Origin of the sequence: Halopseudomonas phragmitis (genome assembly GCF_002056295.1) — a bacterium.
Lineage (GTDB): Bacteria > Pseudomonadota > Gammaproteobacteria > Pseudomonadales > Pseudomonadaceae > Halopseudomonas > Halopseudomonas phragmitis.
This window is the reverse complement of sequence record NZ_CP020100.1, coordinates 2,160,218-2,185,692: the sequence shown is the minus strand read 5'-3', so window position 1 is coordinate 2,185,692 and position 25,475 is coordinate 2,160,218. Positions and strand designations below refer to the sequence as shown.

Sequence of the window (25,475 nt, the reverse complement as noted above, 5' to 3'; positions counted from 1 at the left end):
AGGCAATGGTACTTTCGCCATCCATCCAGCACAAGGTGCCGACAGCGGCAAAGCGCCTCTGGGCGGGCGATTCATCCGATGGTTGAACCCGGCATCCGGGACGAGGACAATAGCGCATTAAACCCAACGCAGCCTCAAGCTGCGATCATCTGTTCGAGGAACCGCATGTCAACACCGCCCAGCCAACGGGAACAGTACCTGGTCATCAACGCCATGGGCCAGCAGACCACGGTCCTGGCCAGCCTCCTGACCCGGCTGTGCCTAGAGCAGCGCTGCCTGATTGTCAGCAGCCGCATGAGCCGCCATGGCACTACCACCGCTCTGCTGCTGCAGGTCAGCGGTAACTGGGACGCCCTAGCCCGACTCGAAAGCCTACTGCCGCCACTGGCCAAGCGCGAACACTTCACGGTATCCATGAGCCGTAGCCAAAGCCTGGTCGAGCGCCCTCAGGCTCTGCCCTACAACGTGTTCGTTACCGCCGCCCAGCGCCCGGAGCTGATCGGCGAGCTCTGCGCCTTCTTCCAGCAGCTTGGCATCGACATCGAAGAATTTTACAGCTTCACCTATCAGGCCCAGCATACTGGCACCGCGATGCTCAATCTGACCCTGACCATCGCCATCCCGGCCAAAACTCAGTTGAGCTGGCTGCGCGAACAGTTCCTCGATTTCTGTGATGAACTCAACCTTGATGCCGTGATAGAACCCTGGCGTCCCCTTCACTGAGAGGCAGCACACCGATGAGCATTACTCTGGACAAGCAGATTCCCGACTTCAGCGCTCAAGCCACCAGCCAACAGGAAGTCAGCCCGGCAAGCCTGGCCGGCAAGAAGGTAGTGATCTACTTCTACCCCAAGGACAACACTCCCGGCTGCACTACCGAGGGTCAGGACTTTCGAGATCTGCATGCCGAGTTCCAAAAGGCCGGAGCGGTAATCTTCGGGGTATCCAAAGACAGCCTGCGTACCCACGAAAACTTCCGCGCCAAGCACAGCTTTCCATTCGAGCTGATCAGCGATCCTGAAGAACAACTGTGCCGCCTGTTCGACGTGATCAAGCTCAAGCAGATGTACGGCAAGCAATACGAAGGCATTGAGCGCAGCACCTTCCTGATCGACGCCCAGGGCGTGCTACGCCGGGAGTGGCGCAAGGTCAAGGTTGCCGGGCATGTGGCTGAGGTTCTGGAGGCAGTTCGCTCACTGTAACCACAAGCCTGCTGGCCTGGATGTCAGGCCAGCACTTCACTCTTCTTCAGGTGGCGCTCCCTCACTGACCGCCTCGACCCCTTTGGGCCAGGCATAAAGCACAGCCTTGAACAGAGTCGCCAGCGGAATGGCGAAGAAGATCCCCCAGAACCCCCATAACCCGCCAAAAATCAACACAGCGGCAATGATCGCCACCGGATGCAGGTTGACCGCCTCGGAAAACAGCACCGGCACCAGCACATTGCCATCCAGCGCCTGAATCACCGCATAGACGATCATCAGCACCATGAACTCGTTGCCCAACCCCCACTGAAACAGCCCGATCAACGCAATCGGAATGGTCGCTACCGCCGCGCCAATATAAGGCACCAGCACCGACAGACCGACCACCACGGCCAAAAGAGCGGCATAGTTGACCTTGAGGATGGCAAAGCAAACATAGGTCACGGCACCAACAATGATGATCTCCACCACCTTGCCGCGAATGTAGTTGGCAATCTGCTGATTCATCTCGGTCCAGACTTCCGACATCAAGCGACGTTCACGCGGCAGGTAGTTGACCATCCAGTCACGAATCTTGCTGCTGTCCATCAGAAAGAAGAACACCAGAATCGGTACCAACACCAGATAGACCAGGATATTCACCAGCATCGGCAGACTGGCCAATGACTGGGACAGCACCCACTGCCCCAACTGCCCAAGCTCACCACTGGCAGTATTGATCATGCGCACGATCTGCTCTTCCGACACCAGCGCCGGATAACGTTCCGGCAGGTGCATCAACTGATCCTGCCATTCGTTGGACATTCGCGGCAGCTCATTGAACAGATTGAGCATCTGCTTCCAGACCAATGGCACCACAACACCGAACAGGGCACCCAGCCCACCGAGGAACAGCAAAAACACCGTCCACACCGCCAGCCAATGCGGCATGTGCCAGCGCTTGAGCAACATGACCATCCCCTGCAGCAAATAAGCCAGCACCAAGCCGGTCAACAGCGGTGCCAGCATTCCACCAAAGAAAATGATGATGCTAAAGCCAAGTCCCAGTACCACAGCCAGGACCACAGCCTCTTCCTGGGAGAAATAACGGTGCACCCAACCTTGGAAAACTTTCAGCATGCCGGTTGATCTCAGGATTTACGCAACCAATAATGGAATTCGCCGTCCAATGTATCGGCGTGTAGCAATGCATGGCCTGACAATTCAGCAAAGCGCTGAAAGTCGCGCCGCGATCCGGCATCTGTCGCCGACACATGCAGCACCTGCCCTGACGCCAGAGAATTCAAGGCCTGCTTGGCCTTGAGCAGAGGCAGCGGGCAGGACAGCCCACGGGCATCCAGCGTTTGGTCGGCGCGGGGCACCGTTGAATCGACAACCATGATCAGGCTCCGTTGTAGCAGAGAGGTCGCCCAGTATAGCCTTGCCCTGCACAGAGCAGACAACCACTACGGGACGGTTAGAATCGTAATCATGTATTTCAGCAAAGTAGTCCCTGTTGGCGCCCTCAAGGTTCTGACCCTGAGTTTACTCGCCAGCCTGAGCACCCCATTGGTAGCACAGGCCGAGTTCAACCTGCCTTCACTGGGTGACACCAGTGCCTCGATCATGTCCCGAGACCAAGAGTTCCAGCTGGGCCGGGCCTGGCTGACGATGTTGCGCGGCGCCGTGCCGACCCTGGACGACCCGCTCCTTAAGGACTATGTCGAAACCCATGTCTACCAACTGGCCGAAACCAGCCAATTGACCGACCGGCGCCTGGCCTTTGTAATCGTCAACAGCCCGCAGCTCAATGCCTTTGCCGCCCCTGGCGGAGTTGTCGGAGTCAATGGCGGACTGTTCCTGCACGCCCACACCGAAGCCGAGTTCGCCTCGGTTATGGCCCACGAACTGGCGCACTTGTCGCAGCGCCATTTCGCCCGCAATCTGGAACAGCAACAGCGCATGCGTATACCGCTGATGACAGCGATGCTTGCTAGCGTGGTACTGGCCGCCAGTGGCGGTGGCGATGCCGGCTTTGCCGCCCTGGCCTCGACCCAAGCGGCAGCAATACAGGAGCAGCGGCGATTCTCTCGCCAAAACGAACAGGAAGCTGACCGCATCGGCATCCAGAACCTGCAGCAGGCCGGCTACGACCCACGCGCCATGCCTGACATGTTTGAGCGCCTGGCCCAACTCAGTCGTTTCGACCGTACCCCGCCAGAATTCTTGCTGACTCACCCGGTCAACCAGTCACGTATTGCCGACTCGCGCAACCGGGCCGAGCAACTCACCAGCAATGGCCGGCGCGACAGCATTTATTACCAGATGATGCGCGCCCGAGTACAACTGCTCTACGAACAAAGCCCCGGACTGGCCGCCCAACGCTTCCGCGCCCTGCTCGACCAGCACGAAGGCGAACACGCCGCCGCCCGTTATGGCCTGGCTCTGGCCCAGGCCCGCAGCGGACAACTGGATCAAGCCGAACAGACACTGGCGCCGCTGCTGCAAAGCCAGGCCGACAATCTCGCCGTACACCTGGCACAGATCGACATGGAGATTCAGCGCAACCGGACTGAAAGCGCGCTGGCCTTGATCGACACTCAGTCACGCAACCACCCCAACAGCTACCCGCTCCAGCAAGCCCGTATCGAAGCGTTGCTCAAGGCCCGACGTTATCAGGATGCGCAACGCAGCATTGACCGCCTCGTCCAGCAACGCAGCGATGACCCGGACGTCTGGTATCTGACCGCCGAAATTCGCGGCCTGGCCGGTGATATTCTCGGTGTGCATATGGCTCGCGCCGAATATTTCATGCTGGCAGGCGATCTCAACCAGGCTGGCGAGCAGTTGGACCTGGCCCTGCGTCGAGCCGGAGACAATTTCGTCATGAGTTCACGGATCAAGGCGCGCCAGGAAGACCTGGCGCGCCAACGTGAAATGATAAAAAGCTTCTGAGCAGAGCGGCACTTTAAACAACGAGGTGCTGCCAGTTTCAGAATCGCGCAGGCTGCCCCTTGAGCTGCAACAGGAACATACGTTTCCCATTGCGACCTGGGGCGCCCTTAAAGCCCGATTGATCAGCGCTTGGCGTTGGTAAAATCAAGCATCCGCTGCAGCGGCTGGACCGCACGCGGGATCAGGGCCGGATCAACCAGAATCTCATCGGTCCCCTGCTCCAGACTTTGCAGAACCCGCGGCAAGGTATTCATGGCCATCCACGGGCAATGAGCACAGCTGCGACATGTCGCGCCATTACCTGCGGTTGGCGCTTCGATCAGCTGTCGGTCAGGAGCTGCCTGCTGCATCTTGTAAAAAATGCCCCGATCGGTCGCGACGATAAAAGTCGGGTTAGCCAGTGTCTGGGTAGCCTTGATCAACTGACTGGTCGAACCCACCACATCAGCCAACTCCACCACCGAAGCCGGTGATTCTGGGTGCACCAGCACTGCAGCCTCGGGATACACAGCCTTGAGGTCGAGCAAGGCCTTGGCTTTGAATTCCTCATGAACAATGCAGGAGCCTTCCCACAACAGCATGTCAGCGCCGGTTTCACGCTCAATGTAATTACCCAGGTGCTGATCCGGTGCCCAGAGAATTTTCTCACCCTTATCCATCAGGTGTTCAACAATCTGCAGTGCACAACTGGATGTGACTACCCAGTCAGCACGAGCCTTGACCGCTGCCGAGGTATTGGCATACACCACTACGGTGCGGTCTGGATGCTGATCGCAAAAAGCGGAAAACTCATCGATCGGACAGCCGATATCCAGCGAGCAGGTCGCTTCCAGAGTCGGCATCAGGATGCGTTTCTCCGGACTGAGGATCTTCGCCGTTTCGCCCATGAACCGCACGCCAGCGACCACCAGGGTCTGAGCTGGATGCTCTTTGCCGAAACGAGCCATCTCCAGGGAGTCGGATACACAGCCACCAGTCTCTTCAGCCAGAGCCTGAATCAACGGATCGGTGTAATAGTGCGCAACCAATACCGCGTTGTGCGCCTTCAGCGCAGCTGCGATACGGGATTTGTAGTCGGCCTGCTCTGCCGCACTCAATGGAGCCGGCTCCTTGGCCGCCAGGTGCGCCTGCACCAGCAGACGCTCAGGAATCTGTGACATGAACTTCAATCCCTAACGGAGACAGAACCTTATATTAACACAACCTGATACAAGGGCTGGTTAACTATACAGTGCGAAGCAATGAGGAGAGAAACACAGAACAACGGGGAAAATGGTGGGTCGTGTAGGATTCGAACCTACGACCAATTGGTTAAAAGCCAACTGCTCTACCAACTGAGCTAACGACCCGGAACGCGCGCCATATTACTGATTTATCACAGAAATTCAAGAAGTTTTTTGATTTTTTTCAGGCATAGCGCGTCGGGTCTGGCAGCCCGGCACTGGTAAAGCCTGCAGCACGCAGACGGCAACTATCACAACGCCCGCAAGCCCGCCCCTGCTCATCGGCCTGATAACAGGAAATAGTCAGACTGTAATCCACACCCAACCGGGTACCCTCACGCACAATATCCGCCTTGCTCATATCCTGCAGCGGTGCCCTGATACGGAACCCCTGTCCCTCAACCCCCGCCCGGGTCGCCAGATTGGCCAACTGTTCAAACCCCTGGATAAAGGCCGGCCGGCAATCCGGGTAGCCAGAATAGTCCACAGCATTGACGCCGATAAAAATATCACTCGCCTGCAGCACCTCGGCCCAACCCAGGGCCAATGCCAGGAACACCGTATTGCGCGCCGGAACATAGGTGACCGGGATTCCTTGCTGGGGAGTTTCCGGCACGGCAATATTGGCGTCGGTCAGCGCTGAGCCCCCCATACCATTGAGGTCCAGCCCGATTACCTTGTGCTCGGCCACACCAGCCGCCCGGGCCAACCGCTCAGCGGCTTGCAACTCAGCCCGGTGGCGCTGCCCATAATCGAAACTCATGGTATAGCACTCATAGCCCTTATTCTGAGCCATGGCTAGCACAGTCGCCGAATCCAGCCCCCCGGACAGCAGCACTACTGCTTTTGGCTTGTTCATGATCAGTGTCCCGGCTCGTCATTCCAAAGATATTTATGCAACTGCATCTGAAATCGCACAGGCAGATTATCTTCAACAATCCACTCTGCTAGTTGCCGTGGCTCCAACTGACCATGACTCGGTGAAAACAGGACCTCGCCAACCTGGCCAGCCAGGTCATACTCATCCAGCTTGAAACGCGCCCAGTCGTAGTCCGCCCGACTGCAAATGACGAACTTGACCTGATCGTGACCGGTCAGCACAGCCATATTTTCATAGCGATTGCGTCCGACCTCCAGCGAATCCGGAGTCTTGAGATCCACCACTCGACTGACCCTGGCATCCACCACAGATACGTCCAGCGCCCCACTAGTCTCAAGTGACACCTGATATCCCGCATCACATAACCGGGTCAGCAAAGGCAGGCAGTTCGGTTGCGCCAGCGGCTCACCACCAGTCACACAGACATGGCGCGGCGCATAACCGGCTACTTGTGCAACAATGGCGTCCAGACTCAGCAGCTCGCCACCACTGAAGGCATAGGCCGTATCGCAGTACTGACAGCGCAGCGGACAACCGGTCAGCCGCACAAATACGGTAGGCAGCCCCAGAGTACGGCTTTCGCCCTGAATAGAATAGAAAATCTCCGTTATCCGGAGCGTCGGAAACAGATCGTTGGACATGCTCATGTACCGGGCTGGACTGCTAAACAGGCAGAGGCCCATTGGGCGGCAATACAGCCGCGTTCAGGAAAGCGGGCATTCTAGCGCAAGTGACGGTAAAAATCAGGCCGGACCAATCCCCGGATCAATCTACGCCCGTCAATACAAGAGAGGTAAAGCTCAGAGGGTTGCCATGTCACGCCGAGCCAACTGCGCGGCAGAGCTATTGGGATGCTTGCTGAGTACTTCCTGATACAGTTGGCGTGCCTTGTCACTATTACCCAGACGACGCTCAACATCGGCCAACTTGTACAACGCATCGGCCTCTTTGCGGTGCCCCGAGTAACGGCTTATAACCTGAGCAAAGGCTCGCCCGGACTCTTCCAGATCAGACTGGGCCAAATGCAGCTCACCTAGCCAGTACTGGGCATTACCAGCGTAGTCACTGTTTGGGTAACGACGCAGGAAAGCATTGAAGGCCATGATGGCCTTGTCGAAATCGCGCGCCTTGACCAGGTCAAAGGCCGCATCATACAGCAGTTTTTCCCGCTCAGGGTCAGACTCGGCCGCAGCACCATTGCTCTCGGCTGTTGGTACAGGCGTCAGCGCACCACCAGCTACCGGCTCATTGGCCGCTGGCAGGGGTGCAGAGGCGCCATTACCAGCAGAGCCCTGGCCGGACAAACGCCGGTCAAGATCCTGATAACGTTCAAGCTGATCCTGCTCCATCTGGCGGATACGATACTCCTGCTCTTCGAGCAGACCGCGCAACATGGAGACTTCTTGCTGCAACTGATACATCTGCTGCATAAGCTGGCCCTCCATGGAGAGGCCAGCTGCGGCCGGCGAGGTCACAGAGGGAAGTGTCTGGCCTGTCCCGGCACGCGTACCAGAACCATCAACCACGGGAACCTGAGCCTGAGCTACCAGCGGCAGCAGCAGAGCCCCCAACACAACACCTCTGTAACCTTTCATGCGACCTCTTACTTACGCAGTTCTACGCGACGGTTCTGAGCCCAAGCTTCTTCGCTGGAACCCATGGCAGCCGGCTTCTCTTCACCGTAGGAAACCAGTTCCAGCTGGGCCGGAGAAACGCCTTGCAGCACCAGGTAACGCTGAACGGAAGCAGCACGACGCTCACCCAGAGCCATGTTGTACTCACGGGTGCCACGCTCGTCAGTGTGGCCTTCCAGCACAACGCGCTGACCAGAAGCTTTCAGATCCTTGGCGTGTACATCCAGGGAACGCATGGCTTCAGGCTTCAGCTCGGAGCTGTCGAACTCGAAGTAGAAAGTGGTGATAGCGCGCAGAGCAGCTTCAGCACTGCTTACGCCGCTATCAACAGCAGGACTGGTGTAACCGGCGTTCGGGTCAACGGCGCCGGTGCCAGCAGCGTCACCACCCTTGGAAGAACAACCGACTACCGCGCCGAACGCTACAACCAGAGCTGCAAACTTGCCGAACTTGATTACTTGCATCATAGACTCCTAGATAACCCCATATGGTTTTGTGTTGGTGCACCCTATGGCAGGTATGGGGACCATGATGGTACGCGCAGGTCCGTGTATTGAGTCGGAATTTCCGATCGCACACGGCCATTGGTTGAAACCAGCATGAGTACGCCCCGCCCCTGTTGACGGGTGGCATAAATTAACATAGTGCCATTAGGAGCGACAGTAGGCGACTCGTCTAATGACGTTTCTGTTAAAACCCTCAGATTGCCGCGCTTGAGGTCTTGCGTAGCAATATGAAAATTTCTGTAACCATCCTGACGATGCACCATGACCATGGTGCGCCCATCAGCAGACAGCTTGGCATTGGCATTATAGTTGCCAACAAAGGTCAGGCGCTCGGTCACACCTGAGTTCAAATCCTGCTTGTAGATCTGGGGCCTGCCACCACGATCGGAGGTGAACACAATGGTGTTGTTGTCCATCCAGAACGGCTCGGTGTCAATAGCAAAATGGTTGGTCACCCGACGCATCTGCTTACTATTGAGATCCATGGTGTAAATTTCAGGGTTCCCATCACGCGACAGTACGAATGCCAGGCGCTGACCGTCGGGCGACCAGGCCGGAGCACCATTGAGACCTTCGAAACTGGTGATCCGTTCACGCCGCCCGGTGGCCACATAATGCACAAAGATCTCCGGACGTCCGGACTCGAACGACACATAGGAGATCCGTTGACCATCCGGTGCGTAGGACGGGGTCAAAATGGGTTCGCGTGACTGCAACAGAGTGACGGTGCGAGCGCCATCATAGTCGGCCCGTTGCAGAGTAAAGCGGGTATTGTCTGCGGAGAAACGCTCAGCTGCGACGTACAAAATCTTGGTGCTGAACGCCCCTTTAATGCCGGTAATGTGTTCGAAAATCTCATCGCTCAGGTGATGAGCCATATCACGCAGTTGCGCCTGAGTACCGCTGACCGTCTTGGACAACAGCACCTCTTCGCGAATCACACTATAGAGGCTGTACTGCGCCTCGTAACGCTCAGCAGTACCACTGATGCGGCCGACCACGACATATTCGGCCCCAAGCATCCGCCAGTCGCGGGCAAAGACCTCACTGGCCTGAGTCGGGTAACTCAGCATGTTTTCTCGGGCCAGAGGCGCGAACATACCGGTATTGCGCAGATTGTTGCTGGTGATCTGGGCCAAATCCTCCGGCAACGGCGCACTGCCCTGCCAACCGAAAGGCACCACCGCAATTGGCGTGGCCTTGTCGGTCCCACGGGTAATCTCAATAGCCTGCTGAGCCAGCACTACCTGACTCATCAGCAATACGGTAAAGGCAGCCAACATGTGCATGAAGCGTTTCATCAGAATGCCAAATCCTCTGGTCTGAAGCGCAAGGTGCGCTGTCGGTACATGCGATCAAAGGTCGCTGGATTATCACGTGACAACTGTTGCATTTCCGGAATGCGCCCAACGTTACGGACCGCCTGCACTGCAGACTGGTCAAACCCACCATCGCCGCTGGAGCGTATCACCACCGCATCGGTAATCTGACCGGTTGGTAACATGCTGATACGTACTTCTACCACCATGCCATTGCGGGCGGTTGGCGGACGCCGCCATTGTTCACTGACATAGCGACGAATCAAATCATCGTAGCTGGCCGCCACCTCATCACCGATCTGATCGGCCTGAGCCCGCTGGTACTGAGTTTCACTAGCCAGCAGCTCGGCCAACGCCTTGGCCCTTGCATCCTCCTGAGCCTTGCGCTGCGCCTCAGCCTCAGCCGCTGCACGACGCTGGGCCTCTTCGGCCGCCTTGCGCCGAGCCTCTTCTTCAGCCTTCTTGCGCGCGGCTTCAGCTTCTGCACGTTTGCGCGCCTCTTCCTCGGCCGCTCTCTTGCGTGCAGCTTCGGCACGTGCCGCTTCAGCCTCAGCCTGCTTGCGCGCTTCTTCCTGGGCCTTGCGTTGAGCCTCGGTCTCAGCCTGTTGCCGCTGCTGTTCAGCGCGCGCAGCCTCTTCTCTGGCCTTTTGCTCAGCCGCCCGACGAGCAGCCTCTTGCTCCTGCTGGCGCTGTTGTTGCTGTTGCTGCTGTTTCAGCTCTTCTGCTTCGTGACGCTGCGCTGCTGTGCGGGCTGCCTCGCCGGCAATCCGCTGATCAGTCTGAGTGGTCGCCGGGCTCTTGGAGTTTAGCTGCACCAGTGTCGCCTGCACGATCGGCCGGGCCGGCTCGAACTCCGGCGCCGAACTGAACGACACAAACAACAGCATCGCCACCAATACATGTAGCGCCAGAGCCTTGATAAGTGGCGCTCCGTACCCTGCCGAGGGTTCAGGCGCCAACCGGTACTCGCGATCGTTCACGGCGCCTCGGTAATCAATCCGACGTTGGGAACACCCGCTTGCTGCAAGGCAGCCATCGCAGTTACCACCACGCCATAATTAGCGCTCTGGTCTCCACGGATATAGACCAGGGTATCGGGGCGAGCGTTCATGATCTTGGCCACGCCATCGGTCATCGCTTCGAGAGTGACCGCACTGTCGGTGTGATTGTCGGTATCCACCGCTTCACCCAGGTTCCAGTAGTAAGTGCCGTCGGCCAATACCGACAGGGTCAGTACCTGTTGATTGGTATCGGAAGGCAGCACCTCACTGGACACCTGCGGCAGGTCAACCTTGACGCCCTGATTGAGCATCGGCGCGGTCACCATGAAAATCACCAGCAGCACCAGCATGACGTCGATATAAGGCACGACGTTCATCTCTGACACTGGCTTGCGCTTGTGGCGTCTGCCTTGAACCTGCATGGTCAAACCCCTCGATACTCTTCTCGATTACTCTTCACTGGCATGCACACGGCGGTGGAGGATGCTGGAGAATTCATCGGCAAAAGTGTAGTAACGGCCAATCAGCATCTCCGAACGTGCAGAGAACCGGTTATAGGCAACCACGGCCGGAATCGCGGCAAACAGACCAATCGCAGTAGCGATCAGCGCCTCGGCAATACCAGGAGCAACGGTGGCCAAAGTCGCTTGCTGCACAGTGGCCAGACCACGAAACGAGTTCATGATCCCCCAGACGGTGCCGAACAGACCGATATACGGACTGGTAGAACCTACGGTAGCCAGGAACGGCAGGTGCTGCTCAAGCTTTTCCTCTTCCCGGGAAATCGCCACGCGCATGGAGCGTTGCACTGCATCCATAACCGCATCCGGATCCACTCCGGACTGTTGGCGCATCCGCGAAAACTCCTTGAAGCCGGCACGGAAGATCTGCTCCAGACCGGAATTATGGTCGGGATTGCCGGTTACCTGGCGGTACAGTTTGGACAAATCCACTCCGGACCAGAAGCGGTCCTCGAAGTCATCCAGAGCACTTTTGGCAGAACGAATTGCGCTGCTGCGCTGAAAAATCATTACCCATGACACGACCGATGCCAGCACCAGGGTCAGCATCACCAATTGCACCAGCACACTGGCACTGGCAATCAGGTGCCACATCGACATTTGATCAGCTTGCACGCTCTGCCTCTCCTCGCTCGGCTGTAACTGTGGCCATCTGAGTGGCCTTGAAAGCATCACTCAAACTGGCCGGAATCATTCTGGGCTTGTACTGGTCGGCACTGACACAGGCCACCAACACTTCACCTTCACATAACAACACGCCATCACTGCGCCTGACCTGCTGGCTGAAGCGAATGCTTGCGCGCTTGATCTCCAAGACCTCAGCACTCACAACAAGTTCATCATCAAGCCGAGCGGGAGCGTGGTAACGCGCTGCCACCGAATGCACGACAAAAATGATGTTTTCGCGTTGCAGGACGCTTTGATCAAACCCCAGGGAACGGACCAACTCGGTTCGCGCACGTTCCATGAATTTGAGGTAATTGACGTAGTAGACGATGCCGCCGGCATCAGTATCTTCAAAATAAACCCGGGCTTTCAGCGCGAACGGCAGCCCCTGCATTTCAGCGCGCATAATGTAGAGCCAAGTTAATGGTTTGCATAGTGGGGCACCCCCTGCCCCGGTGAATAATTTTTTCTATTGATTGCTCTGACCCTGATTAGTGGAAAAAAGGTCCCCAACCGGATCGGCATTTGCCTTGGGCGGATTCAGACCAAAATGACTATAGGCGTGTCGAGTCACTACCCGCCCACGTGGCGTGCGAATCATGAATCCCTGCTGAATCAGATAAGGTTCGAGCACATCCTCAATGGTATGCCGCTCTTCACTGATGGCCGCCGCCAGACTGTCGACCCCCACCGGCCCGCCATCGAACTTGTCGATCATGGTCAGCAGTAGACGCCGATCCATGTGATCGAAACCCTGCTCATCAACATCCAGCAGATTCAGAGCCTGATCGGCCACGTCGCGACTGATCACGGCCTGGCCACGCACTTCGGCAAAGTCGCGTACCCGACGCAGCAGCCGGTTGGCAATCCGTGGCGTACCACGTGAGCGCCGAGCGACCTCAACTGCACCGGCCGGATCAATAGTCAGGCCAAGGATGGCCGCCGACCGGCTGACGATAGTCGCCAGATCGTCCACACCATAGAACTCCAGACGCTGGACAATGCCGAAACGATCACGCAGCGGATTGGTCAGCATGCCGGCCCGGGTGGTAGCGCCCACCAGGGTAAAGGGGGGCAGGTCGAGCTTGATTGAGCGCGCTGCCGGGCCTTCGCCGATCATGATGTCGAGCTGGTAGTCCTCCATCGCCGGATAGAGAATCTCCTCGACCACTGGCGACAGCCGATGAATCTCGTCAACAAACAGTACATCACCGGCTTCCAGATTGGTCAGCATGGCCGCCAGATCGCCGGCTTTCTCCAATACCGGCCCGGAGGTACTCTTGATTTTCACCCCCATTTCCTGGGCAACGATATTGGCCAGGGTAGTCTTGCCCAGCCCCGGCGGACCAAAGATCAGTACGTGATCAAGTGCCTCACCCCGCCCCTTGGCGGCTTTGATGAACAGCTCCATCTGCTCGCGCACCACCGGCTGACCGATGTAGTCGGCCAGTTTCAGCGGGCGTATCGCCCGGTCAATCACTTCTTCCTGCTGCCGAGGGGCGGCGGCAATCAGGCGATCCTCTTCAATCATAGCGTTGTCCATGGGCTATCGGCGTTTGCCGGCTATTCACACGCTCACCATGCCCTTGAGTGCGCGGCGAATCAACTCCTCGCTGCTCAGGCCATCCTCTTCCACCGCAGCCACTGCACGACTGGCCTCCTGCGGCTTGTAACCCAGCGCAATCAAGGCACTGACAGCGTCGCTGCTGTGGCTGGCAAGGGACGGCGCAGCGCCGGCAGCCGCCAGCGGCTTGAGCGAGCCGGGCAACATGTCCCAGGCCTTGAACCGATCCTTGAGCTCAATCAGCAAGCGCTCAGCGGTTTTCTTGCCGACCCCTGGTACCCGCACCAGAGCAGAGCTGTCCTGCACCTGAACCGCTCGAATCAACTCATCGGCATCCAGCCCCGACATCAGCGCCAGAGCCAACTTGGGGCCAACACCGTTGAGCCGGATCAACTCACGGAACAGCTCACGCTCTCGCTTGCCCAAAAAGCCATAAAGTAACTGGGCATCTTCACGCACGACCAAATGGGTATGCAGCACCACCATTTCGCCGATTGCCGGCAGGCTATAGAAAGTAGTCATGGGCGCATCCAGCTCATAACCTACCCCCTGCACGTCGAGCAGTATGTGTGGTGGCTGCTTTTCCAGCAAAGTACCCTTGAGACGTCCGATCACATGCTATTCCTTAATTTGATTGGTCAGCGACGGCGCACCCGCCCCCCACGCAAGCCCAGCAAGCCACCACCGAGCTGCTCGTGCAGGGCTCGTGAGTGAGCGTGACACAGAGCAATAGCCAGGGCATCGGCGGCATCAGCCTGCGGCGTGCCGGACAACCCGAGCAACTGGGTCACCATGTGCTGAACCTGACTCTTGTCCGCCGCACCGGTGCCGACTACCGCCTGCTTGACCTGGCGCGCGGTATATTCACGCACCTCCAGACCGGCATGCACCGCAGCAACAATAGCCGCACCACGCGCCTGCCCCAGCTTGAGCGCAGAATCGGCATTGCGGGCCATGAAAACCTGCTCAATGCTCAGGATGGTCGGCTGGTACTCGCCAATCAGACTGCTCAGATGTTCAAAAATAAGTTTCAGGCGTTCAGGGAATGGGCCATCACCCAAGCGGATGCAGCCCGAGGTTACATACTCACACTGCCCTGCCTGCTCGCGAACGATGCCAAAGCCGGTAATGCGCGAACCAGGGTCGATCCCAAGGATCAGGGGCATGCTCTTGTCCTATTTTAGAGGCCTTGGGGAAGCACTTATTAATTGCAGCTCGATTGGCGTTGGCTTTCCTTGCAACGAATCAGTCTGCCCTAAAGCTGATCCATCACTTCGTCGGGAATATCTGCATTGGTGTAGACGTTCTGCACATCATCCAGGTCTTCGAGCATATCGACCAGACGCACAACCTTTTCTGCCGTTTCCAGATCCAGCAGAGTGGTAGTCGACGGGATCATCGCCACTTCAGCGTTCTCGGCCGAGAACCCGGCAGCATCCAGCGCATCTTTGACCGCACCGAAGCTTTCAAAAGTAGTGAAAACCTCAACCGAACCATCATCGTTGCTGACAATATCTTCGGCCCCGGCCTCCAGCGCCGCTTCCATTAGAGCATCTTCGTCAACGCCTGAGGCATAGCCAATCTGGCCGCGTCGACTGAACAGGTAAGCCACTGAACCATCAGTACCCAGATTGCCGCCGCACTTGTTGAAAGCATGGCGCACTTCGCTGACAGTACGGTTGCGGTTGTCAGTCATTACCTCGACCAGCACCGCCACACCACCCGAGCCATAACCTTCGTAGGTCAACTCCTCGACGTTGTCAGTATCATTGCTGCCAACCCCACGGGCAATGGCCCGATCAATGGTGTCACGGGTCATGTTGGCGGTCAGTGCCTTGTCGACTGCCGAGCGCAGGCGCGGATTGTCAGCCGGTACCGGACCACCCAGCTTGGCCGCCACAGTCAGTTCGCGAATCAGTTTGGTGAAGACCTTGCCGCGCTTGGCGTCTTGGGCCGCCTTGCGGTGCTTGATGTTGGCCCATTTGGAATGACCGGCCATCGACATCCTCCGTTCATTAATCAGTATTCAACTACTTGCCCGTCTGGATTGCCTCAGGCCTGCGGCCTTTACAATGACAGGCACAAGCACCACGCAACGCCCCCGCCAGACCCTGCCGGAGGAACCTGAATCAACACCTTCTCACAATGACGGTGAACATACCCGTCATTGTGAGAAGAGGGGGCGGCCATCCGCCGACGTGGTATCCCTCGCCGAACGGCCTTATTCGGCCTTGGGTTGCTCACGCAGACGGATGTGCAGCTCACGCAGTGCCTTGTTGTCGACCAGACCAGGAGCCTGAGTCATGACACAGGCAGCGCTCTGGGTTTTCGGGAAGGCGATCACTTCGCGAATCGAGCTGGCACCAGTCATCAGCATCACCAGACGATCCAAACCGAAGGCCAGACCACCGTGCGGCGGCGCACCGTACTTGAGCGCATCGAGCAGGAAACCGAACTTCTCCTGCTGCTCCTCTTCACTGATGCCAAGCACCCGGAATACCGCCTGCTGCATACCCTTGTTGTGAATACGAATAGAACCGCCGCCCAGTTCGGTACCGTTGAGTACCATGTCGTAGGCACGTGACAACGCACCGGCCGGATTGGCCTCCAGCTCCTCGGCAGTGCAGCTGGGCGCAGTGAACGGATGGTGCATGGCGGTCAGGCTGCCATCGTCGTTTTCCTCGAACATAGGGAAATCAACAACCCACAGCGGCGCCCACTCGCAGGTCAGGAGGTTCAGATCATGACCGAGTTTGACACGCAGCGCGCCCAAAGCCTCGGAGACGATCTTGGCCTTGTCGGCACCGAAGAACACGATATCGCCATCCACCGCACCGACGCGATCCAGGATCACGTTGATGTTGTCCAACGGGATGTTCTTGACGATCGGTGACTGCAACCCCTCGACACCGGCGGCGCGCTCGTTGACCTTGATATAGGCCAGGCCCTTGGCGCCGTAGATGCCAACAAACTTGGTGTAATCGTCGATCTGCTTGCGCGGCATGCTCGCTCCGCCCGGCACCCGCAGCGCGGTAACGCGGCATTTCGGATCGTTGGCCGGGCCAGCGAAGACCTTGAATTCGACCTCCTTGAGCTGATCTTCCACATCCACCAGCTCCAGCGGAATACGCAGGTCCGGCTTGTCCGAACCGAAGCGGCGCATGGCCTCGGCCAGCGGCATATGCGGCAGCTCGCCAAGATCAACGTCCAGCACTTCCTTGAACAGGTTGCGCACCATGGTCTCGGTAATAGCCATGATGTCTTTCTCATCGAGGAAGCTGGTCTCGATGTCGATCTGGGTGAACTCCGGCTGACGGTCAGCGCGCAGATCTTCGTCGCGGAAACACTTGGCAATCTGATAGTAGCGATCGAAGCCGGCGACCATCAGCAACTGCTTGAACAGCTGCGGCGACTGCGGCAGGGCAAAAAAACTGCCGGCGTGGGTACGGCTCGGTACCAAGTAGTCGCGCGCGCCCTCCGGGGTGGCGCGGGTCAGGATCGGGGTTTCAACGTCAAGGAAGCCGTTGTCGTCCAGATAGCGGCGAATGCTGGAGGTAATGCGCGAGCGCAGCTTGAGCTTCTCGGCCATTTCCGGCCGGCGCAGATCGATGAAGCGATAGCGCAGACGAGTCTCTTCACCCACATCGGAATAATCGTCGAGCGGGAACGGCGGTGTTTCGGCCTGGTTCAGTACTTCCAGTTCGTAGCCCAGCACCTCAATGGCACCACTGGCCATGTTCGGGTTACGCGCCCCCTCGGGGCGCAGACGTACCTTGCCAGTCACTTTGACCACGTACTCGCTGCGCACCCTGTCGGCCTTGGCGAAGGTTGCCTCGCGATCCGGATCGAACACCACCTGAGCCAGACCTTCGCGATCCCGAATATCCAGAAAGATGACCCCGCCATGATCGCGGCGGCGATGAACCCAGCCGCAAAGAGTGACTTCCTGATCCGCCAGCGTTTCGTTCAACTGGCCGCAATAGTGGGTACGCATCATGGTTTGGTAATTCCTGTCGTCAACGGGTGAGTCTGGCGGAGCTGCACTGCCCGCCGGAACGGCTCAATAAAAACGCCATAATATACCGGAAAAATGCTGCTCACGGGGAGTCATCCGCCGCCGACCTGCCAATCGGCCCGACATGACCAACAGCCTGTGCGCGACAAATCGCCACGCGACACACCACGCCAACTGCGCCAGGCTTAAAAGCCCGGATCAGAGCCAAAGAAAGTTTTCTCCAAGGCTTGCCGCAGGGGGTTGAGTCAGGCTACTCAATACCTATACTGATCCAATCATTCAGGACAGCACTCAAGGAGATCGCATGCAAATCGATATCGGCATCAAAGAGGATGATCGGGCAAAAATCGCTGATGGTCTGTCACGCCTGCTGGCCGACACCTACACCCTTTACCTCAAAACCCACAACTTTCACTGGAACGTCAAAGGCCCAATGTTCCAGACCCTGCATCTGATGTTCGAAACCCAGTACACCGAACTGGCCACTGCCGTCGATGAAATTGCCGAACGGATCCGCGCTCTGGGCTTTGCCGCCCCCGGCACTTACAAGCAATTCGCCGAACTCAGCTCGATCAAGGAAACCGAGGGTGTTCCCGAGGCCAAAGAGATGATAAAGCTGCTGGTCGAAGCCCAGGAGTCCTGCGTACGTACGGCCCGCAGCATCTTCCCAGCCTGTGAAGCCGCCGCCGACGAACCATCCGCAGACCTGCTGACCCAACGCATGCAGGTTCACGAAAAAACCGCCTGGATGCTGCGCAGCCTGCTGGAAGGCTAACCTGCCGTACCGGCGGGCCGTCGGGCCCGCCAACACTTATCCCTTTTGATGCAGCTGGCTATTCAGGTTAGAGTGCGCATCCGGCCAATGCCGTGTTTTGTGTAATCGCATCATAAGGATAATCAGCTTGACCACCATTCGTTACCTGCATCTGATCCTGGGCGCAATCGCCCTGTTAAGTGGCTTGTTCTACAGTCTGAGCCCGGCACCGCACCACGGCATCGCCCATCCAGCAGCCATCGCCGCTCTATTGATCGGCCTGCTCAATCTTCAGCAATTCAGCCGCAACACCCAAAGCACGCACCGCTTGTCCGGCCTGCTGTCGAGCCTGCTGTTGTTGATTGCCGGCCTGATCCCCACCAGCGCATTGCTGATCAATCCAGCCGCCGGGCTACTGCTACTGCCCGCCGCCCTGCTGGCCAGCGTCGCAGTACTGACCGAACTGGTACTGGGGCTACTGCCGAACCGAGCCAGCGCACAACGCCAGCCAACCAGGAACAGGAAAGCACCTGGTGACCGCAATACCCGTGAGCAAGGCACTGTCAAATGGTTTAACGGCAGCAAGGGCTTTGGCTTCATCTCCCGGGACAACGGCGAGGATGTATTCGTCCACTTCCGCGCCATCCGTGGTGACGGCCACCGCACCTTGCAGGAAGGTCAGCGCGTTGAATTCAGTGTCAGCCACCGTGAAAAAGGCCTGCAGGCAGAGGATGTAGCCGTTATTTAATAGTGCGGAGGTGGAGGCTCATCCTCCGCCTCACCCGGCACCGACGCCGCCAGCTCCGCCTGGCGGCGCGCCAGAATTTCCAACGCACGCTGCAACCGGTCTAAGGTCAGCTGCTGCTGGCTCACCACATCGTTCAAAGCCTGAATAGTGTCATCCTGGAATGCCAGCCGCGCCTCCAGATCGATGACCCTTGCCTCAAGATCCTGCATCGTCATCAGCCCAACTCCTCAAACTTGAAATCAGCATTGAGCACGGCTTTGAGTTTGCCAATACGCTCAGCTATCAACTGCTCAGTGCACGGCACCGGTGGCAACTTGCCCCACACCGGAGCCGGCCAGGCCGGATCATCGCGATAACGCACAATATGATGCACATGTAACTGGCTGACCATGTTGCCCAGTGCAGCAATATTGAGTTTGTCCGCCTTAAACGCATCTTTCAGGGCCTCGGCCAACTGGCAGGATTCACGTAGCAGCTGAGCCCGGTCCGCGTCATCCAATTGGAAAATTTCTGTCACATCTTCCCTACGAGGAACAGTGACGAACCAGGGGTACTGCGCGTCATTTATCAGAAGCAAGGCACACAACGGGAAGTGACCAACCAAGATGCCATCATTGACGAGTTGTGGATGAAGCTGGAACATTCGCATACCTCTGTTATGTGATAACCCTGGAAGGTTGGTGCCTCATAACGAGACACTGGAGCTGTAGATTTTGCTTTTTTGCAACGTTGCGTTCACAATAACGCACATCGTGAGTTACGCAATCATGATGCGACAGTTTCTAGGATAAATGCGACAAGATACTGTCTTTCAAGCCTTTATTTGCCAAACAAAGGTTTGATGCTTTAATGTAGCGCGACAACTAAAAAAAAGACGGGTTCCCTGAAACCTAAGTTTTTTTCAAACTGAAGGAGCACACAATGAAAAGCACCATCAAATGGAGTTCAATCGCTCTGGCAGTAGCCATGGGCAATGGTCTGGTCGCCACCCAAGCTGTCGCAGAGGGTGAAGGGTTTATCGAAGGGGCTTCTGCCACTCTGAGCAACCGCACTGTTTATTTCAACCGTGATTTCCGCAGCAATCCTGGCAAGCGCGAAGAAACTGCTACTGGTTTCCTGCTGAATTTCCAATCTGGCTTCTCTGAAGGCCCGATCGGCCTGGGCGCTGACGTTGTCGCCATGAGCGGTATCAAGCTGGACAGCGGCCGCGGCCGTAACGGCACTGGCCTGCTGGCTGTCGACAACGATGGCAGCACCCCCAACGAATACTCGCAGATCCGCGGCGCTGTCAAAGCCCACGTCCTGAACGACACCGTCCTGCGCTACGGTATCCACTTCGTCGACAACCCGGTTATTGCCTACGACGACGCTCGCCTGCTGCCCAGCCACTACTCTGGCTACAGCATCACCAACAAGTCGATCGAAGGTCTGTTCGTTGAAGCTGGTCGTATGAACAAGCGCAGCGAAATGAACGACTCCTCCGAGCCGCGCGGCGCCTTCATCGAGCGTGAGAAAGTCGTTTACCTCGGCGGTAACTATGACTTCAACGACAACCTGAACGCCAGCCTGTACACCTCCAAGGCCGACGACCTGTGGAAGCGCCACTTTGCTGGCCTGGGCTACAGCACCGATCTGGGCAATGGCCTGACCGTTGGCACTGATCTGGCTTACTACCACACCTCTGATGACAGCCCGGCTGGCGAAAACTACGCTAACAAAGGCGTCTCCCTGGGCCTGAACCTGGGTGCTGGTCACCACGGTTTCAGCTATGCCTATCAGCGCATGAGCGGCAAGCACGGCTTCGAGTACTTCGATGGCGGCATCTATCTGGCCAACTCGGTTCAATACCTCGACTTCAACGCTCGTAAAGAACGTTCCCACCAGGTTCGTTACGACTACGACTTCGAAGGCATGGGTATCCCGGGCCTGAGCTTCATGACCCGCTACATCCGCGGCTCCAACATCGATACTGACTACCAGAGCAGTCTCAATGAAGTTGGTACACCGGCGATTACCAGCGACAAGCGCTGGGAGCGCAACACCGAGCTGCAGTACACCTTCCAAGCCGGTGCCCTGGAAGGCCTGAACGTTCGCTGGCGTAACGCCACCGTCCGTCAGGACTCCAGCCTGGATGGCGGTGATGTTGACGAAAACCGCCTGATCGTTTCCTACACCTGGACTCTGCTCTAAGCACCAGCGTTGGAAACCGAAAAAACCCGGCCTCGGCCGGGTTTTTTCTTGCCCGCCAACTTCTCACCACGCCACGGACCACAGACTGTACGGCAGCCGGCCCAAGCCCGTACAATACTGCCATTCCCCGATCCAGATTACAGGACCGCCTGTTCCATGCGTACCAGCCAATACCTGATTTCGACCCTCAAGGAAACACCCGCTGATGCCAGCGTCATCAGCCACCAGCTCATGCTCCGTGCCGGCATGATCCGCAAGATCGCCTCGGGCCTGTACACCTGGCTGCCAATGGGTCTGCGGGTATTGCGCAAGGTCGAGCAGGTCGTACGCGAGGAAATGAACAACGCTGGCGCTCTTGAAGTATTGATGCCTGCCATCCAGCCGGCTGAGCTATGGCAGGAATCAGGGCGCTGGGAACAGTATGGCCCGGAACTGCTGCGCCTGAAGGACCGCCATGACCGCGACTTCTGTGTTGGTCCGACCCACGAAGAAGTGATCACTGAACTGGCCCGTAACGAAATCACCAGTTACAAGCAGTTGCCGATCAACCTGTACCAGATCCAGACCAAGTTCCGGGACGAAATCCGACCACGCTTCGGCCTGATGCGGGCCCGCGAATTCGTCATGAAGGACGCCTATTCCTTCCACCTGGATCAGGCCTCGATGCAGAGCACCTACGACCGGATGTATCAGGCCTACAGCAATGTGTTCAGCCGACTGGGCCTGGACTTCCGTCCGGTAGAAGCCGACAACGGCTCCATCGGCGGTGTTGGCTCCCACGAATTCCATGTGCTGGCCGACTCCGGTGAAGACGCCATCGTGTTTTCTGATACCGGCAGCTATGCCGCAAACATGGAAAAGGCCACCACCCTGCCCCCGCAAGGCGAGCGCCCTGCCCCTGGCCAGACCAAAACACTGGTCGACACCCCCAACCAGCTCACCATCGAGGCGGTCAGTAACTTCCTCAAACTGCCAGCCAAGCAGAGCGTCAAAACCCTGATCGTGCTCGGCGCAGCCGAGGAAGGCAAACCGCACCCGCTGGTCGCTCTGATTCTGCGTGGAGATCACGAGTTGAATGAGATCAAAGCCGAGAACCATCCGGCTATTCATGCTCCGCTGACCTTCGCCAGCGAGTCGCAGATTCTCGAAGCGGTGGGCTGCAAGCCTGGCTCGATTGGCCCTGTTGGCCTTGCCATCAAAGTCATTGCCGATTACAGCGCCGCCCACCTGAGCGACTTTGTTTGCGGCGCCAACCAGGACGGCAAACACTTTACCGGTGTCAACTGGGAGCGTGATGCCCGCTATGACGAAGTTGCCGATTTGCGCAACGTCGTCGAGGGCGACCCCAGCCCGGACGGCAACGGCACCCTGGTGATCAAGCGCGGCATCGAAGTCGGCCACATTTTCCAGCTCGGGCGCAAATACAGCGAGGCGATGAACTGCACCGTTCTCAACGAGCAAGGCAAGACCGAAACCCTGCTGATGGGCTGTTATGGCATCGGTGTATCGCGCGTGGTGGCTGCCGCCATCGAGCAGAACTACGATCAGCGCGGGATTCTCTGGCCGGATGCACTGGCCCCGTTCCAGGTCGTCATCGTGCCGATGAAAATGGAAAGCTCTGAAGATGTACGCAATGCCGCCGAGCAGCTGTACCAGCAACTTCAGGCGCAGGGCATCGAAGTGCTTCTGGATGATCGTGACAAGAAGGTCAGCCCTGGGGTCAAGTTCGCCGACATGGACCTGATCGGCATCCCCCACCGGGTCGTCATCAGTGACCGCGGTCTGGCCGACGGGCAGTTGGAGTACAAGTATCGGCGCGACAGCGAGGCACAGTTGCTGCCAGCCGCGCAGATGCTCGACTTCCTCACTGGACGCATCAACCAGGCCTGAGGCGAATGCTTCGGCCATTGCTCTGGTCAGCCCGGAAACTGCACCAGTTTTTCGGGCTACTCATCCTACTCGGCAGTTGGGCGCCACTCGGCGCCCAGGCCAACCTTGAACATCAGGTCGACCAGGAGCTCAAAGCGCTGTTGCTGCAGACCGTGGCCCAGGCCGACAGCTTCAATGACCGCTTCGATGCCGAGGTCTGGCTGCTCGACATGTCGACCCGCATGAGCCGCTACCTACCCAACGAGCGCGAGCGCCTCAACTTTCTCCGTCAGGTGCATCGAGAGGCTAGCCAGGCCGGCCTGAAGCCAGATCTGGTGCTGGCAGTCATTCATGTAGAAAGCCTGTTTGATCGCTTTGCTCTGTCGCGCGCGGGAGCCCAGGGCGTCATGCAGGTCATGCCATTCTGGAAACACGAGTTAGGCAGACCAGAGGACAATCTCATCGACCTGGCCACTAACCTGCGCTATGGCTGCACTATTCTCAAATATTATCTGGACAAGGAAAGCGGCAACCTGCGCCGGGCGCTGGCCCGCTATAACGGTAGCCTGGGTAGCCAACGCTACCCCGACCGGGTCCTGGAATACTGGTACCGTTACTGGCACGTCAAGGACTGAGCAAAACAACCTCGACGCCAGCATTCTCGCTTCGCGTCCGCAAGGCGGCTTCTACTAAGACCCGGCAGGCTCAGACAACAACGCCAGCAGACCGGCTTCATCCTGCGGCCCCTGCAGGCTGTGAACGATCTGGCCACGGCCATTGAGAATGTAGGTGGTCGGCAGCACCTGCGGCAACGGCAGGCCGTAAGCCTCGGCAAAATCATGCCCCATTACCGGAAACTCGATCCCCATGCGCTCACTCAACTCGCGCAGAGCTTCACCCTCGGCCCGGTCGAAATGAATCCCCAGCACCATCACCCGCGGGTAAGCTTCAGCCAGCGCGTTCAACTCCGGCAACTCTTCCAGGCAAGGCGCACACCATTCAGCCCAGTAGTTGACCACCAGCCAACGCCCATTCATATCGGCCCGACTAACGACATTCCCCCGGTGATCGAGCCAAGACTCGGCACCACACCCCGTCAGCGCCAGCACCACGATCAGTAGCAATCCCCGCATCACGCATCCTCCCGGGCCGGTAGTGCCAAAGGCTGGCCCAACCAGTGTTTGACACTGCCTCGCAAAATGACCGCCCGCTGCTCCTCCAGCGCCAGCAAGGCCTGACGCAACTCCAGATACCAGCCGTTATCGCCCTCCAGCCGTTCAGGCAAATGCGCCACGCTAGGCAACGCATCGGGTAAACGACTCAGCAGATCTGCCATGTCCATATCGGCCATATCACGACACAACACATAGCCACCCTGCTGGGCCTTAGTGATGATTTGCTCGCTTTCCAGCCAGTCGGTCAATTGCAGCCACAGCTCTTCATGCACTACCCAACCGGCGGCATTGACCTTGCCCAGATCAACTACCTGCCCGTTGCGCTGAGCCTGAATAAATACCTGCAGCATGCCCAACAGATTAACCAGACGCGGATACGCCGGGCGTTGCCAAGCCGAGCTATTGCCCAGATTGCATACCAGCTCAGCGCCAAACAATATGATCAGCCAGCTCACATAGATCCACAGCAGAAACAGCGGAAAGGCGGCAAAGGCACCGTAAATCAACTGATAGCCTGGAAACATCGCCACATACAGGGCAAAGCTGGCCTTGGCCGCCTCGAACAGTACCGCCACCAATGCCCCACCGATCAGGCCATGGCGCAGCGGCACCCGGGTATTGGGCACCGCAACATAAATCAGCGTGAAGGCCGCCACACTCAGCAACAGCGGAATCCAGCCCAGCAGCCAGCCCCAGGCCAACGCCAGCGGCGCCTCACCACGCAGAAACGACAAAGACGTCAGGTAGGTACTGACCACGAACCCTGCCCCCAACAGCAGGGGCCCCAGGCTCAGGACCGCCCAGTACAACAGAAAGCTGGAAACTCCCCGGCGCGGCTGACGAATGCGCCAGATGGCATTGAAGGCCTTTTCGATATTGACCAGCATGAGAAAGGCCGTAACGATCAGCAGTGCTACCCCGATCCCGGTCAGCTGCCGGGCCTGCTGGGAAAACTCCCCCAGATACTCGCGCAAAGTTTCACCGGTAGAGGGCACGAAATTGCGAAAAATGAACTCTTCGATTTCACCGCTGACCTGATTGAAGGCAGGAATAGCCGCCAACATCGCATAGGTCACGGTCATCACCGGTACGACGGCAAACAGCGTGGTGTAGGTCAGTGCAGCGGCATTCTTGGCGCAGTTATCTTCACCGAAACGCCGGACCAGATAGCGGCCAAAATGCAGTAACAGATTGAATTGACGCGGCATAACGCTCCCTGACAGCCCGTGCATTAACGCTTAGAATACCCCCCATATTCGGCATTAGCCAGC

Annotated in this window: 29 protein-coding genes and 1 tRNA gene; 8 read left to right on the top strand and 22 right to left on the bottom strand. The window is 57.8% G+C overall.

All coding sequences use genetic code 11. The annotated features are described in order from the left end of the window. The first annotated feature begins 165 nt into the window (after positions 1-165). Together BVH74_RS10080 and BVH74_RS10075 are read left to right on the top strand one after the other, a co-directional pair. Positions 166-723, top strand: coding sequence for a glycine cleavage system transcriptional repressor (locus tag BVH74_RS10080; RefSeq protein ID WP_080049942.1), 558 nt, complete (start codon positions 166-168; stop codon positions 721-723). A 14-nt stretch (positions 724-737) separates the two neighbouring features. After that, positions 738-1,202: a peroxiredoxin gene (locus BVH74_RS10075; protein WP_080049941.1), complete on the top strand. Its 465-nt coding sequence runs from the start codon at positions 738-740 to the stop codon at positions 1,200-1,202. 36 nt (positions 1,203-1,238) lie between these two features. On the opposite strand, the gene BVH74_RS10070 is transcribed toward BVH74_RS10075, so the two are convergent. Continuing rightward, positions 1,239-2,324, bottom strand: coding sequence for an AI-2E family transporter (locus tag BVH74_RS10070; protein ID WP_080049940.1), 1,086 nt, complete (start codon positions 2,322-2,324; stop codon positions 1,239-1,241). A gap of 11 nt (positions 2,325-2,335) precedes the next feature. Further along, complete coding sequence (locus BVH74_RS10065; protein ID WP_080049939.1) at positions 2,336-2,584, bottom strand: sulfurtransferase TusA family protein; 249 nt, start codon at positions 2,582-2,584, stop codon at positions 2,336-2,338. Between the two features lie 91 nt (positions 2,585-2,675). Between BVH74_RS10065 and BVH74_RS10060 the strand changes: the two genes are divergently transcribed. Continuing rightward, positions 2,676-4,139 carry a M48 family metalloprotease gene (locus BVH74_RS10060; RefSeq protein ID WP_080049938.1) on the top strand — a complete coding sequence of 488 codons (1,464 nt, stop codon included), beginning with the start codon at positions 2,676-2,678 and terminating at the stop codon, positions 4,137-4,139. Positions 4,140-4,261: 122 nt separating this feature from the next. On the opposite strand, the gene nadA is transcribed toward BVH74_RS10060, so the two are convergent. The 16 genes from nadA to aspS all read right to left on the bottom strand — a co-directional run bounded on the left by nadA (position 4,262) and on the right by aspS (position 17,450). Next, the gene (nadA, locus tag BVH74_RS10055) at positions 4,262-5,299 is read right to left on the bottom strand and encodes a quinolinate synthase NadA (RefSeq protein WP_080049937.1); all 1,038 of its coding nucleotides are present in this window, start codon (positions 5,297-5,299) and stop codon (positions 4,262-4,264) included. Between the two features lie 113 nt (positions 5,300-5,412). Further along, positions 5,413-5,488: transfer RNA gene (locus tag BVH74_RS10050), tRNA-Lys, on the bottom strand. A gap of 58 nt (positions 5,489-5,546) precedes the next feature. Further along, positions 5,547-6,221, bottom strand: coding sequence for a 7-cyano-7-deazaguanine synthase QueC (gene queC, locus BVH74_RS10045; RefSeq protein WP_080049936.1), 675 nt, complete (start codon positions 6,219-6,221; stop codon positions 5,547-5,549). Between the two features lie 2 nt (positions 6,222-6,223). Beyond that, positions 6,224-6,871 (bottom strand): 7-carboxy-7-deazaguanine synthase QueE, encoded by a 648-nt coding sequence (gene queE / locus BVH74_RS10040; RefSeq protein WP_177344570.1) that lies wholly within the window; start codon positions 6,869-6,871, stop codon positions 6,224-6,226. Positions 6,872-7,042: 171 nt separating this feature from the next. Continuing rightward, entirely contained in the window at positions 7,043-7,837 is a 795-nt protein-coding gene (ybgF, locus tag BVH74_RS10035) for a tol-pal system protein YbgF (protein WP_080049935.1), read from the bottom strand. Positions 7,838-7,845: 8 nt separating this feature from the next. Beyond that, complete coding sequence (pal, locus tag BVH74_RS10030; RefSeq protein ID WP_080049934.1) at positions 7,846-8,340, bottom strand: peptidoglycan-associated lipoprotein Pal; 495 nt, start codon at positions 8,338-8,340, stop codon at positions 7,846-7,848. 44 nt (positions 8,341-8,384) lie between these two features. Continuing rightward, positions 8,385-9,671 (bottom strand): Tol-Pal system beta propeller repeat protein TolB, encoded by a 1,287-nt coding sequence (gene tolB / locus BVH74_RS10025; RefSeq protein WP_080051697.1) that lies wholly within the window; start codon positions 9,669-9,671, stop codon positions 8,385-8,387. Between the two features lie 11 nt (positions 9,672-9,682). Next, positions 9,683-10,681 (bottom strand): cell envelope integrity protein TolA, encoded by a 999-nt coding sequence (tolA, locus tag BVH74_RS10020; RefSeq protein WP_231705505.1) that lies wholly within the window; start codon positions 10,679-10,681, stop codon positions 9,683-9,685. Then, positions 10,678-11,124: a protein TolR gene (tolR, locus tag BVH74_RS10015; protein WP_080049933.1), complete on the bottom strand. Its 447-nt coding sequence runs from the start codon at positions 11,122-11,124 to the stop codon at positions 10,678-10,680. Before tolR ends, tolA begins: the two co-directional genes overlap by 4 nt. A gap of 27 nt (positions 11,125-11,151) precedes the next feature. After that, positions 11,152-11,823 carry a protein TolQ gene (gene tolQ, locus BVH74_RS10010; protein ID WP_080051695.1) on the bottom strand — a complete coding sequence of 224 codons (672 nt, stop codon included), beginning with the start codon at positions 11,821-11,823 and terminating at the stop codon, positions 11,152-11,154. Positions 11,824-11,827: 4 nt separating this feature from the next. Next, entirely contained in the window at positions 11,828-12,295 is a 468-nt protein-coding gene (gene ybgC / locus BVH74_RS10005; RefSeq protein ID WP_080049932.1) for a tol-pal system-associated acyl-CoA thioesterase, read from the bottom strand. A gap of 63 nt (positions 12,296-12,358) precedes the next feature. Next, positions 12,359-13,420 (bottom strand): Holliday junction branch migration DNA helicase RuvB, encoded by a 1,062-nt coding sequence (ruvB, locus tag BVH74_RS10000; RefSeq protein WP_080049931.1) that lies wholly within the window; start codon positions 13,418-13,420, stop codon positions 12,359-12,361. Between the two features lie 36 nt (positions 13,421-13,456). After that, positions 13,457-14,068, bottom strand: coding sequence for a Holliday junction branch migration protein RuvA (gene ruvA / locus BVH74_RS09995; RefSeq protein WP_080049930.1), 612 nt, complete (start codon positions 14,066-14,068; stop codon positions 13,457-13,459). Between the two features lie 23 nt (positions 14,069-14,091). After that, positions 14,092-14,619, bottom strand: coding sequence for a crossover junction endodeoxyribonuclease RuvC (ruvC, locus tag BVH74_RS09990; protein ID WP_080049929.1), 528 nt, complete (start codon positions 14,617-14,619; stop codon positions 14,092-14,094). An 89-nt stretch (positions 14,620-14,708) separates the two neighbouring features. Continuing rightward, complete coding sequence (locus BVH74_RS09985; protein ID WP_080051694.1) at positions 14,709-15,452, bottom strand: YebC/PmpR family DNA-binding transcriptional regulator; 744 nt, start codon at positions 15,450-15,452, stop codon at positions 14,709-14,711. Between the two features lie 222 nt (positions 15,453-15,674). Then, positions 15,675-17,450 carry an aspartate--tRNA ligase gene (gene aspS / locus BVH74_RS09980; RefSeq protein WP_080049928.1) on the bottom strand — a complete coding sequence of 592 codons (1,776 nt, stop codon included), beginning with the start codon at positions 17,448-17,450 and terminating at the stop codon, positions 15,675-15,677. A gap of 322 nt (positions 17,451-17,772) precedes the next feature. Between aspS and BVH74_RS09975 the strand changes: the two genes are divergently transcribed. Continuing rightward, entirely contained in the window at positions 17,773-18,243 is a 471-nt protein-coding gene (locus BVH74_RS09975; protein WP_080049927.1) for a Dps family protein, read from the top strand. A 127-nt stretch (positions 18,244-18,370) separates the two neighbouring features. Then, complete coding sequence (locus tag BVH74_RS19055; protein WP_269434081.1) at positions 18,371-18,970, top strand: cold-shock protein; 600 nt, start codon at positions 18,371-18,373, stop codon at positions 18,968-18,970. Here the strand turns inward: BVH74_RS19055 and BVH74_RS09965 are convergent. Both BVH74_RS09965 and BVH74_RS09960 read right to left on the bottom strand, forming a co-directional pair. Then, positions 18,967-19,185: a SlyX family protein gene (locus tag BVH74_RS09965; RefSeq protein WP_231705504.1), complete on the bottom strand. Its 219-nt coding sequence runs from the start codon at positions 19,183-19,185 to the stop codon at positions 18,967-18,969. The genes BVH74_RS19055 and BVH74_RS09965 overlap by 4 nt on opposite strands. Next, complete coding sequence (locus BVH74_RS09960; protein ID WP_080049926.1) at positions 19,185-19,613, bottom strand: HIT domain-containing protein; 429 nt, start codon at positions 19,611-19,613, stop codon at positions 19,185-19,187. The genes BVH74_RS09965 and BVH74_RS09960 overlap by 1 nt, the downstream gene beginning before the upstream one ends. A 278-nt stretch (positions 19,614-19,891) precedes the next feature. Between BVH74_RS09960 and BVH74_RS09955 the strand changes: the two genes are divergently transcribed. The 3 genes from BVH74_RS09955 to BVH74_RS09945 all read left to right on the top strand — a co-directional run bounded on the left by BVH74_RS09955 (position 19,892) and on the right by BVH74_RS09945 (position 23,664). After that, entirely contained in the window at positions 19,892-21,160 is a 1,269-nt protein-coding gene (locus BVH74_RS09955; RefSeq protein WP_080049925.1) for an OprD family porin, read from the top strand. A gap of 156 nt (positions 21,161-21,316) precedes the next feature. Continuing rightward, positions 21,317-23,050, top strand: coding sequence for a proline--tRNA ligase (locus BVH74_RS09950; protein WP_080049924.1), 1,734 nt, complete (start codon positions 21,317-21,319; stop codon positions 23,048-23,050). A gap of 5 nt (positions 23,051-23,055) precedes the next feature. Next, positions 23,056-23,664, top strand: coding sequence for a lytic transglycosylase domain-containing protein (locus BVH74_RS09945; protein WP_080049923.1), 609 nt, complete (start codon positions 23,056-23,058; stop codon positions 23,662-23,664). A gap of 54 nt (positions 23,665-23,718) precedes the next feature. On the opposite strand, the gene BVH74_RS09940 is transcribed toward BVH74_RS09945, so the two are convergent. Together BVH74_RS09940 and BVH74_RS09935 are read right to left on the bottom strand one after the other, a co-directional pair. Beyond that, on the bottom strand, positions 23,719-24,162 hold the full coding sequence (locus BVH74_RS09940; RefSeq protein WP_080049922.1) for a TlpA family protein disulfide reductase: 444 nt from the start codon (positions 24,160-24,162) through the stop codon (positions 23,719-23,721). Then, on the bottom strand, positions 24,162-25,412 hold the full coding sequence (locus BVH74_RS09935) for a YihY family inner membrane protein (protein ID WP_080049921.1): 1,251 nt from the start codon (positions 25,410-25,412) through the stop codon (positions 24,162-24,164). Before BVH74_RS09935 ends, BVH74_RS09940 begins: the two co-directional genes overlap by 1 nt. Positions 25,413-25,475: the final 63 nt, after the last annotated feature.

Excerpts from the sequence above, each read along its gene's own strand:
- BVH74_RS09940 (WP_080049922.1), bottom strand. The coding sequence starts at position 24,162 with ATGCGGGGATTGCTACTGATCGTGGTGCTGGCGCTGACGGGGTGTGGT.
- ruvC (WP_080049929.1), bottom strand. The coding sequence starts at position 14,619 with ATGCCCCTGATCCTTGGGATCGACCCTGGTTCGCGCATTACCGGCTTT.
- pal (WP_080049934.1), bottom strand. The coding sequence starts at position 8,340 with ATGCAAGTAATCAAGTTCGGCAAGTTTGCAGCTCTGGTTGTAGCGTTC.
- BVH74_RS09975 (WP_080049927.1), top strand. The coding sequence starts at position 17,773 with ATGCAAATCGATATCGGCATCAAAGAGGATGATCGGGCAAAAATCGCT.
- queC (WP_080049936.1), bottom strand. The coding sequence starts at position 6,221 with ATGAACAAGCCAAAAGCAGTAGTGCTGCTGTCCGGGGGGCTGGATTCG.
- nadA (WP_080049937.1), bottom strand. The coding sequence starts at position 5,299 with ATGTCACAGATTCCTGAGCGTCTGCTGGTGCAGGCGCACCTGGCGGCC.
- ruvB (WP_080049931.1), bottom strand. The coding sequence starts at position 13,420 with ATGATTGAAGAGGATCGCCTGATTGCCGCCGCCCCTCGGCAGCAGGAA.
- tolB (WP_080051697.1), bottom strand. The coding sequence starts at position 9,671 with ATGCACATGTTGGCTGCCTTTACCGTATTGCTGATGAGTCAGGTAGTG.
- BVH74_RS09945 (WP_080049923.1), top strand. The coding sequence starts at position 23,056 with ATGCTTCGGCCATTGCTCTGGTCAGCCCGGAAACTGCACCAGTTTTTC.
- ybgF (WP_080049935.1), bottom strand. The coding sequence starts at position 7,837 with ATGAAAGGTTACAGAGGTGTTGTGTTGGGGGCTCTGCTGCTGCCGCTG.
- BVH74_RS10065 (WP_080049939.1), bottom strand. The coding sequence starts at position 2,584 with ATGGTTGTCGATTCAACGGTGCCCCGCGCCGACCAAACGCTGGATGCC.
- BVH74_RS09935 (WP_080049921.1), bottom strand. The coding sequence starts at position 25,412 with ATGCCGCGTCAATTCAATCTGTTACTGCATTTTGGCCGCTATCTGGTC.
- BVH74_RS09955 (WP_080049925.1), top strand. The coding sequence starts at position 19,892 with ATGAAAAGCACCATCAAATGGAGTTCAATCGCTCTGGCAGTAGCCATG.
- BVH74_RS09960 (WP_080049926.1), bottom strand. The coding sequence starts at position 19,613 with ATGTTCCAGCTTCATCCACAACTCGTCAATGATGGCATCTTGGTTGGT.
- aspS (WP_080049928.1), bottom strand. The coding sequence starts at position 17,450 with ATGATGCGTACCCACTATTGCGGCCAGTTGAACGAAACGCTGGCGGAT.
- BVH74_RS09985 (WP_080051694.1), bottom strand. The coding sequence starts at position 15,452 with ATGGCCGGTCATTCCAAATGGGCCAACATCAAGCACCGCAAGGCGGCC.
- BVH74_RS10060 (WP_080049938.1), top strand. The coding sequence starts at position 2,676 with ATGTATTTCAGCAAAGTAGTCCCTGTTGGCGCCCTCAAGGTTCTGACC.
- ybgC (WP_080049932.1), bottom strand. The coding sequence starts at position 12,295 with ATGCGCGCTGAAATGCAGGGGCTGCCGTTCGCGCTGAAAGCCCGGGTT.
- BVH74_RS09950 (WP_080049924.1), top strand. The coding sequence starts at position 21,317 with ATGCGTACCAGCCAATACCTGATTTCGACCCTCAAGGAAACACCCGCT.
- BVH74_RS10070 (WP_080049940.1), bottom strand. The coding sequence starts at position 2,324 with ATGCTGAAAGTTTTCCAAGGTTGGGTGCACCGTTATTTCTCCCAGGAA.
- BVH74_RS10075 (WP_080049941.1), top strand. The coding sequence starts at position 738 with ATGAGCATTACTCTGGACAAGCAGATTCCCGACTTCAGCGCTCAAGCC.
- tolQ (WP_080051695.1), bottom strand. The coding sequence starts at position 11,823 with ATGTCGATGTGGCACCTGATTGCCAGTGCCAGTGTGCTGGTGCAATTG.
- BVH74_RS10080 (WP_080049942.1), top strand. The coding sequence starts at position 166 with ATGTCAACACCGCCCAGCCAACGGGAACAGTACCTGGTCATCAACGCC.
- tolR (WP_080049933.1), bottom strand. The coding sequence starts at position 11,124 with ATGCAGGTTCAAGGCAGACGCCACAAGCGCAAGCCAGTGTCAGAGATG.
- BVH74_RS09965 (WP_231705504.1), bottom strand. The coding sequence starts at position 19,185 with ATGACGATGCAGGATCTTGAGGCAAGGGTCATCGATCTGGAGGCGCGG.